Below are 14,545 nucleotides of genomic sequence, written 5' to 3' on the forward strand. Positions count from 1 at the left end.
TACATAGGGAAATTTTCTTGTCAGAATATGGAATAAAGCGTATGATAAAATACGTCAACAAACCGGCTTAGCCGTGTAATCTATAATACAGAAAGGATAATGGCATGGAACGCATTTCCTATGAAAATAAGATTTTAATTCTCATGATGATGGTTTCGTTCATCAATCCGTTCACCAGCAGTGCTCTTACAACAGCTCTCCCTGACATTGGAACTGCATACGGAGCCAGTGAAATGGCCCTGAGCTGGGTCATTGAAACGTTTCTCATCGTCTCCACTATCACGATTATGCCCGTCAGCAAAATGGCAGACCGGTGGGGCAAACGGCGCATATTCTTAATCGGCGTCCTTCTCTTCTGCTGTTCTTCTCTATCGGTATTTTTCGTTTCATCCATTATGGCATTGCTCGTCATACGCGTCCTGCAGGGGCTGGCCAGCGCCTGTATTTTTGCTACCAATATGGCAATCATTTCACTCGTTACCAATCCTCAGCGCCGGGGCCGTGCTATGGGATTTACCATAGCGGCAGTATATAGCGGCCTGTCTTTTGGCCCTGTCCTGGGCGGCTTTTTTTCGTATTATTTGAACTGGCAGGCTATTTTTTATTTTATTGCCCTCGTATGTGCCATTGTCTATCTTTTATCGCTGCGCTATATGAAAGAAGAATGGATCGTCAACGCTGGCGGCAGTCTGGACGGTACAGGCAGTCTTTTGTATGCACTGGCTATGGTAGCCGTCATGACCGGCCTTTCTGAACTAGCCGTCTGGGACGTTGGGAAATATCTGCTGACAGCAGGACTATTGGCATTCGGCGTATTCCTGTATCGTGAATGGCATACGGCCAGCCCGGTTCTGCCTGTACGTATTTTTTCCGGCAACCGTGTCTTTTCCTTTTCCAGCCTGGCTGCCATGCTCAATTATTGTGCAACCTTTGGCATCAGTTTTCTCTTGTCCATTTACCTGCAGCGTGTCATGGGCATGAATGCCCGCGATACGGGCCTCATCTTATTGATGCAGCCCGTATTCATGGCGGTGTTATCGCCGGTGACAGGGACGCTGTCCGATAAAATCAGCCCGTCTGTCCTGGCTTCATCCGGCATGGTGTTCATCACAGCTGGTCTTGCCACACTGACCTATACTGTCACCCATCCGTTGTTTATCTGTATTATTGCCGCCCTGGTTATCATCGGTATCGGTTTTTCCCTCTTCACGGCCCCCAATAACAATGCCATCATGGGTTCCGTTACACCCCAGTATTACGGTGCTGCCTCATCCGTCGTCGGAACAGTCCGGCTCATCGGGCAGGTCCTGAGTGTTGCCATTATTACACTGATTCTTTCGCAGAACCAGAATGGTACGGTATCATGGCTTACAGCCCATATCCAGCTGGCATTTTTGATTTTTACCATTCTCTGCGCCATTGGCATCATCCCCTCTGCCATACGCAATAAAACCTGACAATATCCGGCTTTACAGACACACAGGATATCTATTTTCAGCGGAAAAAGCGGCTGATCCAGATGAAAAAGGATTGCGGCAGGATACCGGAGCTGATGCGATGAAGTGTAGAAATCAGGTCAGGAGTAATGACGACACGTCCCTGACGGATTTGACGGAAAGAACGGCGGGCGATAGTCTTCTTGTCTCCGGCAAATAGGTAGTGCGTAAACCGGTTTTCTTGGTCGGTCTTCTTTGCCGTCGCAATAAAAGCCGTATCTTTGACCCAGTATGGGCAGACTGCCGAGACCAGAATCCCCGATGGTTTCAGTTCTTCTGCCAATGCCCGGCTGTACCGGAGAAGAAAGGCCTTGCAGGCAGCGTATACGGCCAGATATGGCAATGGCTGGAAAGCAGCACAGGAACAGATTTCAACAATGTGACTGCCCTGCTGGCAATAGGGAATGACCGCCTTCGTCAGGGAGACAGCGGCCTGGCAGTGTACGGCAATCATACCGGATGTATCTGCTTCTGTCATAGCAGCAGCCCGGCCCATACGGCCATATCCGGCAGTATGGATGAAATACGAAACGACGGGCTGTTCCTGCCTGAGAGCTGTAGCAAAAGACGTATACGATGCCGGTTTCTGCAAGTCCAGCGGTAAAATGCGGGATTTTGTTTTCAATGCATGTGCCGTCTCTTCCAGTTTTTCCTGACGGCGGCTGATGAGCCAGATTTCATCGACAGACTGTTCATCAAGAAGCCGTACATATTCCCTGCCGAGACCACTGGAAGCTCCTGTTACAATGGCTATATTCACACGTATCACTTCCTTTTACATTCATTATACCCAATCTCCGTTCCACTTCAATCCTTTTAACGTCCGGATGTAGTAAAACAGACGTGCCGTCTGGTGTATAGAGCTCCAGACAGCACGTCTGTTTCGTTTATCTATTTACTTATTCGTATTCTACGGCTTTTCCCGTGCTTCCGTAATAAGTGGGACGATTTTCGCATTACGGACATCAATGATCCCCTTATCGGTCAATTTAAAGAATGGGCTTACGGGAAGTGACAAGGTACTGAGGGACATGATGACATTATCATGGCGATATCCACAATCTGTCAGGACTCGATGCACCTCTTGTATTTGTTTTCCCAATACAGGCAGCGGCCGGTCGGACAGAATCCCGGCAATGGGAAGCGGAGCAAAGGCTTTTGTGACGCCGTCACAAGCTACGGCATAGCCTCCCTGATTGGCGATGACCGTATTAGCAGCCGCCATCATATCTTCTTTTGTCTGACCTATGACAAGGAGATTATGATGGTCATGGGCATAGGTCGTAGCTGCAGCACCCCTTGTCATGGCCGTTCCCCCGACAAGAGCTGTCCCATGGGCACCGTTCTTTCCATGGCGTTCCCAGACGATTGCCAGATTATAAGGGCTATGTTCCCAATCAACTTCTCCATGATGGACTGGCAGCACGGCCCGTCCTTCTTTGACAAAGGTCGTATGTTCCTGCACCTCCAGGATGCGGCAGGTAACCTCCCCTTCTTCTATAGGAGCCTTCAGAGTAAAATCATCGGACGTGCGCGGCGCGACGTGGACACTATGATAAAAGGCTTTCGGGAAAGACGTATCCCGTTCTGCTTCCTGCCAGGAATCTCCTTTTGTATAGACTTCCTGCCCGGCACACCAGGTACTTTCAACGGTCAGGTCAGCCAGGTCAGACAAAATGACGAAATCAGCGATTTTGCCAGGTGCAATGCTCCCTTTATCGCGCAAGCCCATGCGCCGGGCAGGTGTATACGTCGCTGTATAGATAGCTTCTTCCGGTGTCAGGCCATTGTGCATGGCCTTTTTTACCAGATAATTGAGATGGCCCCGTTCCATGAAGGCATCGGGCATGGTATCGTCCGTTACGATGGCCATGTGTTCCAGTAGATTATTTTCTTTAATATAAGAGATAAATTCCGGTTTCAGTGACTTTTCCTGCAACTGTACGAACATGCCATTCATAAGCCGTTCCTTCAGGCCTTCCAGCGACTGATCCGTATGGTCGGAATTCACGCCGCTCATCAAAATCTGGGCCAGCTCCCAGCCACTGAACCGGGGGCAATGGCCTTCCAGAGAGAAATCGGGCCGGCCAGCCCGGATCTGCCGGATCAGGCGGCTGGTCTTGGAATGGCTGTCCCGTATGACGTCGCGGCAGTTCATGACTTCGCCCAGACAGATGACGTGGTCCATATGCATCAGAGATTCTACATCATCATTATCGATGACGCCACCGGTCGTTTCCAGTTCTTCATTTGTCGATGGGACCGAACTGGGAATGGCGATATAAACGTCACATGGCCCCTCTTGCATTGTTTTAGCCATGGCCTGTATGCCTGCAAGGCCGAATACGTTGGCAATTTCATGAGGTTCGGCAATGAGTGTCGTTACACCATTGCGGACAGCTCCTTTCATGAAGGTACGCGGTGCTGCCATCGTACTTTCAATATGCATGTGGCAATCGATGAAGCCGGGGATTACGTACTGGCCATCAAGATCCCGCACATGTTCCGGCTTGATGGGCAGAGGGTCATTTCCCATATAACAAAATCGTTTCCCACTGATAGCCAGATTACAGGGAATAAATTTTTTCAGATAGACATTATAGATATTCCCATTTTTTAACAGCCAATCGATTTTCACCATCCATCACTCCCTTATTTAACGCCAGCAATGGCATAGAAATAATACGCCAGAAGCAGTGCCAGCAGAAAATGTCCTTTATTCAGTTCCGATGCTCTGCCGGAAGCGACTTTCATGATGACATAGGCAATGAACGCAACGGAGATACCGTTAGCAATATTAAAAGTAAAAGCCGTAAAGGCAATACAAAGGAAAGCCGGTATATATTCACACATATCAGTGTAATCCAGATTTCTCATGCCTGCCATCATACTCACACCGACATAGACCAGGACAGGAGCTGTAGCCGCTGCCGGAATCATGAGAGCCAGTGGAGTCACGGCCAGGATAAGGAGAAACATAATAGCCGTAGTAATTGCAGTCAGCCCCGTACGGCCACCGGCTTCGACACCGGCACCCGATTCCAGATAGGTAATGAGTACAGGAATGGTAAAGAAGGAACCCAGCGTAGCTGCTACCGAATCGACCTGGAACACTTTATCTATGTCAGGAAGATCCCCGTTTTTATCGAGGAATCCCGCTTTGCCGCCTATACCAATAGCCGTTCCAAAACTAGAAAAGAAATCCGGCAGGAAAAATACGAATAAATACGGCAAGTATTTGACGTCCAGTGCCCCGAACAGGTCAAAATTAAAAAATACCGGTGCCAAGCTGTCCGGCATGGTAAACAGCGTAGCCGGGATTTTGGTAATACCCATGGGGATACCAATGATAGTACCGGCAATGATACTGATCAGAGCTGCCCCTTTGACACGGCGCGCCTGCAGTGCCAGCAGAATGATGAAGGTAATCATAGCCAGAATGACGACAGGCTGTGTCAGGTCACCGAAAGACAGGGCGACTTTCTTGGCATTAGCTGCCAGTAATTTAGCATTGCGCAGGCCAATTACGGCAAGGAACATGCCGACACCGGCACTGATGGAAATCTTGATACCCTTAGGAATGACCATAACGATGGCTTTGCGGATACCGAGAACCGTGACGAGAATGAATAAAATACCGCTTAAAAATACGATAGCACTGGCAATACTGACCGATACATGCTGTAACTGCACCAAGGTAATAGAAAATATGGCAACGCTGCCCATTCCCGGAGCCAGGACAAAGGGCCGGTTTGTATACAGGCCCATGGCCATCGTAGTCAGAAAAATCATGAGTACCATAGCTGTCAGAACGGCCCCGCCAGGCAATCCGGCTTCCCCCATCATATGGGGCACGACAGCTAGTACGTAACCCATCGTGGCAAAAGTAGTCAGCCCGGCTATAATTTCTGTACTGACAGATGAATGAAACCGGCTGAGATGAAACCGCCTTTCACAAACGTTATTGATCCATGCATTCATGTTTTAATTCCTCCCCTTAAACTATGCACTGGAGTATTATGTTTTTCTTATGACAGATTTTATTATAAGCTTATGTATTATATATTGCAATGAAAGTTGATGGAAGTTTCAAAAATATATTGCATAATTTTGAAAAAAACGTTCAGCTGTATGAGGACAAAATAAAAACAGGAAGATGCCCTTTGACATAGAACTTCTTCCTGTTTTGAATAGCAATCCTGATAATAACGGAGCGGTACGCCGCTCAGGCATGATAGCACTTGTAAATTTCACAGGCATCCATGCAGCGGGTGCAACGGATGCACTTGCTCATATCGACGACAGGCCGTTCACTGCCATCCATGCGCTCTATCATGGTAATCGCATGGGCCGGGCAGATGCTGATACAGCAGCCGCAGCCTTCACATTCTTTTCTGTTAAAATAATCCGGCACAATAGACCAGATATCATCAATTGTTTTATCCATATCGTTTCCGCCTCCTCTGGCGTCTCTTATTACGTTATCAGTATAGACGGAAACGCTGTTTTTTTCTGTTGCAAAAACAACAAAAGAAAAAATGCCACATTCCCACGAAAGCAATGTGGCCGTACAACCACCTTATTTTTTGTCAGATAAACCGGCAATGTAATCCAGCGTCGTATTATAATATTTTGCAAGAATGATGAGTTTCTCGAGAGAAATGCGGCGTTTTCCCAGCTCATACATGCCATAGGCGACCTGAGAACACCCCAACAAATTGGCAACATCTTTCTGTGAAAGGTTATTACTGATTCGCAAATATTTCAATCGATCTGTATACTGCACCATAATTATTTCTCTCCCCTGACTGTTTATTCCCCTGCCTGATTCAAAAATGTTATATGGATACATGTTATGATGAACAAAAGATTAAAAATTATATATATAATTATAACTCATATATAGAGGCGAGAGTCAAACAAATTGTTTTTTATGGTGTAATAAGAATATATCATGTATTTGTTTAATTATTTTTTATATTATGTTAATTTTTAGAAGAAAAATAAGGATTAATCCCGTTTAAATATGATATATTTTTTATTTTAAAATCATATTGATTTAGCATAATAGTTTTCATCTTATTTTACGTTGGCATGTAGACAAATTAACTAAAACTATACGATTTTAAACTCTGTTTGAAAAAATAGTTAAACGTTTATATCCGGTGGTTCAGGAAGAGTGACAGGTACTTGCAGGCGTAAAAATTCTTCATGATTAATGAACCGCTGCAGATTCATCGTTCCCATCCAACGGCAAATGACATCTCCTGTAATCGTACAGTTTTTTTCCTGGCAAAACTGGTACAGTTTATCCATGTATTCGCCAATTCTGCTGAACGTGTCAAAATATATGCAGGCGTAGAGACCCTGAGGCTGCTCCTGGATATGGCGTTTGTCCGCATACGACCGGTCAACATACAGGCATAACATATCACTTCTCGCACTATTAGAAAGAAAATCTTCACGTCGGACCGTCAGGCCAATAAAGAAGGCATATTCATAAGAATAGTTGTTTTTTTCCATGTCCTCCAAAAGATGAGAAATCCCCAGTTCTACGCTGCCGGAATCTTCTTTTAAGTAATCGCGCTCTGCTGGTTTGGTATACGCATATTCTGTATCGAAGTACGTCAGGCTGGTTGTCCCGACGGGAGGCAGATCGACGATATGGCGGATTGCATGGAGAGATCGGATGATAGCCCGCTGCTGGGCATTAAGGGCTTCGATTTGTTTGGATAGTTCATCAAGACGGCGATAGTATAATTCTTCGACATAAGAAAATGTATCTGTTTGGGATATATTTTCAACTTCTTTTAAGCTTAATCCGATATTTTTGTGAAATTGTATGGCACGGAAAGTGATGCACTGACGGATGTCATAATACCGGTAATTGCTGTTTGGATTGACATAGATTGGCTTTAAAATGCCCAGTTTATCATACAAGCGAAGCGTACTGATCGTCGTATGATTCATTTTTGCCATTTGTCCAATCGTCAGCTTGTTATTTTTCATGTTGCATCAGTCCTTCAACATAGGATATTTGTTATGTATATTATTTCATTATTAATGAAATAAATCAAGAATTTTCATACTAAAGTCACAGAGAAAAAGAGGACTGTAACAGAACGGGCCTTGTTTTCCCATTTTGCTGCAGTCCCCTGACTATGACACTGCCACGGACAGCGTCATGACTCTTCTAATGCGTTATCATTCCCGTTCCAGCCATTCACGGAATTCCGCTTCTGAGATGATATGTGTGCCTAGCTGCTGTGCTTTTTCATACTTACTTCCCGGATCGGCACCGGCTATGACGAGAGTCGTCTTTTTCGTAACTGACGAAGTACACCGGCCACCGCGGTCTTCCACGGCTTTTTGCGCTTCCTGGCGGGTCATGGATTCCAGTTTTCCTGTGAGGACGACTACTTCCCCATCAAAGGAAGCATTGATGAGCTGCCGTTTTTCGCAAGTCATATCGACACCATATTGGCGCAGTTGCTCGATGAGGGCCCGGCTTTTATCATCGGCAAAGTAAGAAACGACACTTTCGGCAATACGCGGTCCGATTTCGTCGATGACGGTCAGCTCATCTGCCTTAGCTTCCATGATGGCATCGATGGATCCGAAACATTCGGCCAGGATCCGACCGGCTTTGGCACCGACAAAGCGGATTCCCAGGGCAAACAAGACCCGTGCCAGGCCTACATGTTTGCTCGTTTCGATAGCTTTCAGCAGATTATCTGCCGATTTATCGGCAAATCCGTCGAGGTCCAGCAAATCTTCCTTCTTCAGGCCATAAATATCGGCTACGGTATGGATCAGATGATGATCCAGGAGCTGGCTGACGATGGCATCGCCGAGGCCGTCAATATTCATGGCATTGCGGGAAACGAAGTGGGCGACCCGTTCGAGGATGACGGCCGGACAGTCGGGATTGATACAGCGCGTAGCCGCTTCTCCTTCGCGGCGTACGACCGGTCCGCCACAACTCGGGCAGCGGGCCGGCATGGAAAATACCTGTTCGCTGCCATCACGGTCAGCTGTAACAGCGCGGACCACCTCGGGAATGATTTCTCCTGCCTTCTGGATGATTACCGTATCGCCGATGCGGATATCCTTTTCGCGGATATAGTCTTCGTTGTGCAACGTGGCCCGTTTGACTACAGTCCCGGCGAGACGGACCGGTTTGAGGTCGGCAGCCGGTGTCAGAACCCCGGTCCGGCCCAGGCTGACAGAAATATTCAGCACCTTCGTACGGGCCTGTTCCGGCGGGAATTTATAGGCGATGGCCCAGCGGGGAATCTTGACCGTGTTCCCCAGACGGGCCTGCTGGGCGAAGGAATTGACTTTGACGACCATGCCGTCTGTCGCATATGGCAGCTTGTCCCGCCGGTCATCCCAGCTATGGATGAAAGTAATGACATCGGCCATCGTCTTAAACTTCCGGTATTCCTTGTTGACCTGGAAGTGAAATGCTTTCAGATCTTCCAGCAGTGCTTCCTGGCTGGGAATGTCAATGCCTACCGTTCCCCCTATGGCATAGGCGAAAAAGGCGAGTTTGCGCTGGGCCGTAATCTGCGGGTCAAGTTGCCGCAGCGATCCGGCCGCGGCATTGCGGGGATTGGCGAAAGGTTCCAGCTCGTCATCACGGCGCTGGGCATTGAGTTGTTCAAAGGCCTGTATCGGCATATAGACTTCGCCGCGGATTTCCATGTGGGGGGAAGTGCTGTCGATATGAAGGGGGATCGTACGGATAGTACGGACATTATTGGTGACATCTTCACCGACCCGCCCGTCTCCGCGGGTAACGCCACGTATGAACCGGCCATTTTCATAAATGAGATTGACTGCCAGCCCGTCGATTTTCAGTTCGACCACATATTCCAGGTCTTCTCCCCCCAGATCACTGCGGACACGCTGATCAAACTCCATCAGTTCCTGGTCGTTGAAGACATCTCCCATACTGAGCATGGGTCTGTCGTGGGTATATTTTTCAAAGCCGCCGGAAATTTTCGAGCCGACGCGCTGGGTCGGCGAGTCAGGCGTCACCCAGTCCGGATGATTCTTTTCTATCGTTTCCAGTTCCCGGTACAGCATATCGTATTCATAATCGGTCATCGTCGGCTTATCGAGTGTATAGTACTGATAGCTGAGTTCATCGATCGTCTTGCGCAATTCCAGCAGGCGCGCTTTTTCTTTTTCCATTCAGACCTCCTCGGTGAGCCTGTGCGGCTACACTTTTTCTATGGGTGCAAATTTTGCCATGACCTGGCGCACACCCTTAGTGGGAAATTCCAATTTCAACTGCAGATTTTCACCACTGCCTATGACTTCCAGGACCTTGCCGGTTCCCCATATTTTATGACGTACCGTATCCCCTTTCTGCCAGGTGTGATCGACAGCGTGCTTTTTGGGCAGACTCGTCGTGACCGGCTTGGTCAGGATAGACACGCGTTGCCGTGCTGGCACGTCCCCGGCGTGATTCTGGGGCATGGCCGTGCGGCGGTGGTACTCTTCAACCAGCGATTCCGGGATTTCGTCGAGGAAGCGGCTGGGAAGATAGGCGGAAATACGGCCGTACATGGTGCGCGTCGAAGCATTGGTCACATACAGCTGGCGTTCCGCCCGGGTAATGCCGACATAGGCCAGGCGCCGTTCTTCTTCTATTTGGGATTCGTCCATGAGAGTCCGGCTGTGAGGGAACAATCCTTCATCCATGCCGACCAGAAATACGACAGGGAATTCCAGGCCTTTCGCGGCGTGAAGCGTCATGAGCGTAACCTTGGAATCGCTGCTTTCAAATTCATCGACATCGCTGACCAAAGCGACATTTTCCAGAAAATCCTGCAGACTCCCTTCCGGATTGGAATCGACATAATCTTTGGCAACGGAAAGAAATTCGCCGACATTATCCTTACGGCTTTCCCCCTGCGGATCATGGGCAGCTTCTTTATCGAGCATATCGCCATATCCGGTCTGGCGGATGACTTCTTCCATCAGAGTCTGGACATCCCATTCATCGACATGGCCCAGCAAATCGAAAATCATAATGGAAAACTGTTCCAGTGAGGCCTTGGCCCGTTTGGTGACGGGGATTTCTTCCGTAGACGAAAGGGCTTCAAATAAGGAAATGCCCTTCTTTTCGGCATATTCTGCCAGATGTTCCAGCGTAGTAGCGCCGAGGTTGCGCTTCGGTACATTGATGATGCGCATCAGGCTCAGGCTGTCTTCCGGATTATACAAAAGGCGCAGATAGGCGATAATATCCTTGATTTCTTTGCGGTCATAGAATTTCGTACCGCCTACCATGGTATAGGGAATCGAATAGCGCATCAGTTTTTCTTCCAGCACACGGGACTGGGAATTGGTGCGGAACAGGATGGCCATATCACCGTACGGCTCATTTTCAATGGTATGACGGTTATAGATGACACCCGCTACATAATCGGCTTCATCGTGTTCCGTCTGGGCGTGATAATGTATGATTTTATGGCCTTCCGGATTTTCCGTCCACAGATTCTTCTGCGGCCGGTCCATATTGTTGTCGATGACGGCATTGGCTGCTTTGAGGATTGTTTTGGTAGAACGGTAATTCTGCTCCAGCTTGATGGACGCAGCCTGAGGGTAGTCGCGGTTGAAATCCATGATATTGCGGATATCGGCACCACGCCAGGCGTAGATGCTCTGATCGGCATCGCCGACGACGCAGATGTTCTTCCATTTGGCCGCCAGGATGTGGGTCAGCATGTACTGGGCATGGTTCGTATCCTGATATTCATCGACGAGAATATACTGGAACCGGTCCTGATATTTTTCCCGGACCTCTTCGTTTTCCTGCAGCAGGCGCACAGCCAGGAGCAGCAAATCGTCGAAGTCGAGGGCATTATTGGCTTTCAGTTTCTTTTCATACAGGTCGTAGACATCGGCTACTTTTTGTTCATAGAAATCACCGGCCCGGCGGGCGAACGCCTGGGAATCCATGAGCGCATTCTTGGCTCCGGAGATAGTTCCCAGAACGGATCGAGGTGGAAATTGCTTATCGTCCAGATTCAGTTCTTTCAGGCAGTCCTTGACGAGTGTCTGCTGGTCCGTCGCATCGTAAATCGTGAAATTCCGGGTATACCCTTGAAATCCGTCGATTTCAAAACGCAGCAGTTTGGCACAAAAGGAATGGAACGTACTGAGCCAGATGCGTTCTGCTTCGGCACCGACAAGATTTTCTACACGTTCCCGCATTTCCCTGGCAGCTTTATTGGTAAAGGTGATGGCCAGGATGCGATATGGCGCAATGCCTAGCTCCAGTAAATGGGCAATCCGGCAGGTCAGTACCTTTGTTTTACCCGAGCCGGCACCGGCCGTGATGAGCAGCGGCCCTTCTGTATGCTGGACAGCTTCGAACTGGCGTTCGTTAAGAGTAGCAAAAATAGGATTCATTCAAACTCCTTTATGAGACGGCATACGTATAAAATGGGACTGCCGCACGACGACAGTCCCTTGTTGGATTACAGGTATAGCAAAACTTATTTCAGAGCCGTCAGGATGGGCGGAACGATCTGTTTCTTACGGCTCATGACGCCCGGGAGATAGACTTCCTTATCGACGACGTCTTTAGCAAAGGCCTTGGTGACTACGTCATCCATGTTGCCGGCAAAGATCAGGTTGGTCGATTCGTCGATGATGCTGGTAATCATGAGGAATGCGGCATCGTAACTGTGGGCAGCGCGCATTTTTTCCAGCGCATTGAGCAATACGTCTTTCTGCTGCAGAAGATCCGATGTGTCCATGACCTGAACCTGAGAAATCGTAAAGGTCTTGCCGCTGTCAGAAAATTCTTTCATGTCGTTGGCAGCAATTTCTTCCGGTGTAAGATCCGATACATTGGCGCCGGCTTTCAGCATTTCCATGCCATATTTTTCGACATCGACGCCGGCAATAGCAGCCAGTTCAGCGGCGGTCTTCTTATCTTCTTCCGTGCAGGTAGGGCTGCGGAACAGGGCCGTGTCGGAGATTACGGCCGAAAGGAGAAGGCCGGCTATATCCTTAGGAATAGCGATGCCTGCCTGTTTGTACAGACCGGTTACGATCGTCGCCGTGCAGCCTACTGGACGGAAGAGAATGAAAATCGGGCCTTCTGTCGAAAGGGTGCCGCCGATGCGGTGGTGGTCTACGACACCGACGATGTCGGCATCTTCAGAACCGTCGATGATCTGTTTCTTTTCGTTGTGGTCTACGAGGATGACCTGCTGTTTTTCTGCAGCGGCTACGCATTCGGCACATACCATGCCGACGTATTTGCCATCATCGACGACGACATATTTGCCGTCTTGCGGGATATCACAACCTTTATCCGTCGTCTGGAAGAAGCGGTCCGGATCATGTACCAGGTCTTTGACCATGCTCAGTTCTTCCCCGGTAACGGTCTTGATGAATTCTTCTGCCAGGGCGGCCCGGTCGATGACACCTACGAATGTGCCATTGTCGGCAACGGGAGCGATGGGAGACGGATGAGCTGCAAACCATTTGGCTGCGTCTTTGAGGCTGGCGCTGATTTTCAGTGCTTCAACTTCTGTATGGACAGCATCGCCCACTTTGATATAAAAATCTTTGACGATCGGCTGTGGTTCGACGTGGAAATAATCGAGCGCAAAGGCCGTTTCCTTATTCATTTCACCAGCCCGGATAGCGACGGCGTCGATGCCCTGGAGCTGTTTTAATTTCGCGAATGCAAGGGAGGAACAGATAGAATCTGTATCGGGGCTTTTATGCCCTGTAACAAAAATTGGTTTTGCCACAATAAATCACCTCATTAAATACTTGTAATTTAATTAATCCTGTTGTTTATTATACCATACGTCACGGCCACCTGCCATAGGAGGGCACCAATATGGATAAAAAAAAGACTGCCATCAGACAGTCTTTTTTCCAGTGTTCTTGCCTGCAAATTAGCGGCGTTCGCGGATACGGGCAGCTTTGCCTGTAAGACCGCGCAGATAGTTCAGCTTTGCACGACGAACGATACCATGACGTACAACTTCGATTTTGGCCAGACGCGGGGAATGTACCAGGAAAGTACGTTCAACGCCGACACCGTAGGAAACACGACGAACCGTGAATGTTTCACGGACACCGCCGTTCTGACGGCCGATAACGACGCCTTCAAATACCTGGATACGTTCGCGGTTGCCTTCGACAACCTTTACGTGTACCTTGACGGTATCGCCAGGGCGGAAATCGGGGATGTCCTTACGAAGCTGTTCTTGTTCAAGTACGCTGATGATGTTCATGTTTATTTTCCTCCTATAAGACATTCGTGCCCGCGTCATCACCCAGCTGTGACAATCGCCTTACGGGCAGAGGACTGCCTAAATTAACAGCGATATTATACCATAGGAGAAACAGTATTGCAAGCTTTTTTTAGATAACGGCTCCGCTTGGCATAAAGCTCTGGCTCATGTGGAAAATATACTTCTGGTATTTCTTTTCCAGCTTAGTCGGATAGACGACGGAAAAGCAGACATAGGTATTCGTATCATTCAGGAGATACAGTTCTTTATAGAAATTCCTGCCGTCTTTCGTCCAGGCGATGGCATAGTGATTGACCGTCTTATTGTCTGTCGTCAGTTTTGGAGATCCATTCATGCCGATATCCATGTTGTACAATTCATCCAGGGAAAAATTCATCTGATTCTTAACGGCATAGGTCGTGACGACGACTTTATTTTTGAGGTTCTGGAAATAGCAGCCATCTCCCCCTTCATTTTCGTCGGCTTTATTGACTTCTGTCGGAATATCCAGCGCATAATGATAGCTGCTGTTGATGTAGCGGTAATAATTCATATCGTTAGCCTGATAGACCATGATTTTGGCATAGCTGTCTTTATCGGAGCTGTCCAGCAGTCCATACGGTGTATTAGCTGCCAGGGCTGTGGAGGAAACGAGAGCCAGACCAGCCAGAAGCAGCGCGATTTTCTTTCCTTTCATCCATATCATTCCCTTCGTATACATCATTTAAAAATAGATGTGGAGCGGATCCACATCTATTTTTGCTTCTATTA

12 protein-coding genes are annotated in these 14,545 nt (G+C 48.3%); 1 reads left to right on the top strand and 11 read right to left on the bottom strand.

Annotated features, from left to right (window positions below; translation table 11 throughout):
* Positions 1-104 precede the first annotated feature (104 nt).
* Entirely contained in the window at positions 105-1,457 is a 1,353-nt protein-coding gene (locus tag ACGTIC_RS08905; RefSeq protein ID WP_113855873.1) for an MFS transporter, read from the top strand.
* Positions 1,458-1,494: 37 nt separating this feature from the next.
* Here the strand turns inward: ACGTIC_RS08905 and ACGTIC_RS08910 are convergent, their stop codons facing one another.
* The 11 genes from ACGTIC_RS08910 to ACGTIC_RS08960 all read right to left on the bottom strand — a co-directional run bounded on the left by ACGTIC_RS08910 (position 1,495) and on the right by ACGTIC_RS08960 (position 14,471).
* A complete protein-coding gene (locus ACGTIC_RS08910) occupies positions 1,495-2,256 on the bottom strand; it encodes an SDR family oxidoreductase (protein WP_113855872.1) in 762 nt (253 codons plus the stop codon).
* 150 nt (positions 2,257-2,406) lie between these two features.
* Positions 2,407-4,137: an adenine deaminase C-terminal domain-containing protein gene (locus tag ACGTIC_RS08915; protein WP_257536505.1), complete on the bottom strand. Its 1,731-nt coding sequence runs from the start codon at positions 4,135-4,137 to the stop codon at positions 2,407-2,409.
* An 11-nt stretch (positions 4,138-4,148) separates the two neighbouring features.
* Positions 4,149-5,477 (bottom strand): NCS2 family permease, encoded by a 1,329-nt coding sequence (locus ACGTIC_RS08920; RefSeq protein ID WP_257536504.1) that lies wholly within the window; start codon positions 5,475-5,477, stop codon positions 4,149-4,151.
* Between the two features lie 244 nt (positions 5,478-5,721).
* Positions 5,722-5,943 carry a 4Fe-4S binding protein gene (locus tag ACGTIC_RS08925; RefSeq protein ID WP_113855871.1) on the bottom strand — a complete coding sequence of 74 codons (222 nt, stop codon included), beginning with the start codon at positions 5,941-5,943 and terminating at the stop codon, positions 5,722-5,724.
* A 132-nt stretch (positions 5,944-6,075) separates the two neighbouring features.
* On the bottom strand, positions 6,076-6,285 hold the full coding sequence (locus tag ACGTIC_RS08930) for a helix-turn-helix domain-containing protein (protein WP_206085051.1): 210 nt from the start codon (positions 6,283-6,285) through the stop codon (positions 6,076-6,078).
* 359 nt (positions 6,286-6,644) lie between these two features.
* On the bottom strand, positions 6,645-7,505 hold the full coding sequence (locus ACGTIC_RS08935; protein ID WP_113855870.1) for a MerR family transcriptional regulator: 861 nt from the start codon (positions 7,503-7,505) through the stop codon (positions 6,645-6,647).
* Between the two features lie 195 nt (positions 7,506-7,700).
* Positions 7,701-9,695: an NAD-dependent DNA ligase LigA gene (ligA, locus tag ACGTIC_RS08940; RefSeq protein WP_113855869.1), complete on the bottom strand. Its 1,995-nt coding sequence runs from the start codon at positions 9,693-9,695 to the stop codon at positions 7,701-7,703.
* A 27-nt stretch (positions 9,696-9,722) separates the two neighbouring features.
* On the bottom strand, positions 9,723-11,924 hold the full coding sequence (gene pcrA, locus ACGTIC_RS08945; protein WP_113855868.1) for a DNA helicase PcrA: 2,202 nt from the start codon (positions 11,922-11,924) through the stop codon (positions 9,723-9,725).
* Positions 11,925-12,010: 86 nt separating this feature from the next.
* Positions 12,011-13,282, bottom strand: a complete 1,272-nt coding sequence (locus ACGTIC_RS08950) for a manganese-dependent inorganic pyrophosphatase (RefSeq protein WP_394522251.1) — start codon at positions 13,280-13,282, stop codon at positions 12,011-12,013.
* Positions 13,283-13,432: 150 nt separating this feature from the next.
* Positions 13,433-13,774, bottom strand: coding sequence for a 50S ribosomal protein L19 (gene rplS, locus ACGTIC_RS08955; protein ID WP_059075838.1), 342 nt, complete (start codon positions 13,772-13,774; stop codon positions 13,433-13,435).
* Between the two features lie 130 nt (positions 13,775-13,904).
* Positions 13,905-14,471: a hypothetical protein gene (locus ACGTIC_RS08960; protein WP_113855867.1), complete on the bottom strand. Its 567-nt coding sequence runs from the start codon at positions 14,469-14,471 to the stop codon at positions 13,905-13,907.
* Between the last annotated feature and the right edge of the window lie 74 nt (positions 14,472-14,545).

This window comes from Megasphaera hexanoica (genome assembly GCF_043520715.1).
In the GTDB taxonomy this organism is placed as follows: domain Bacteria; phylum Bacillota; class Negativicutes; order Veillonellales; family Megasphaeraceae; genus Megasphaera; species Megasphaera hexanoica.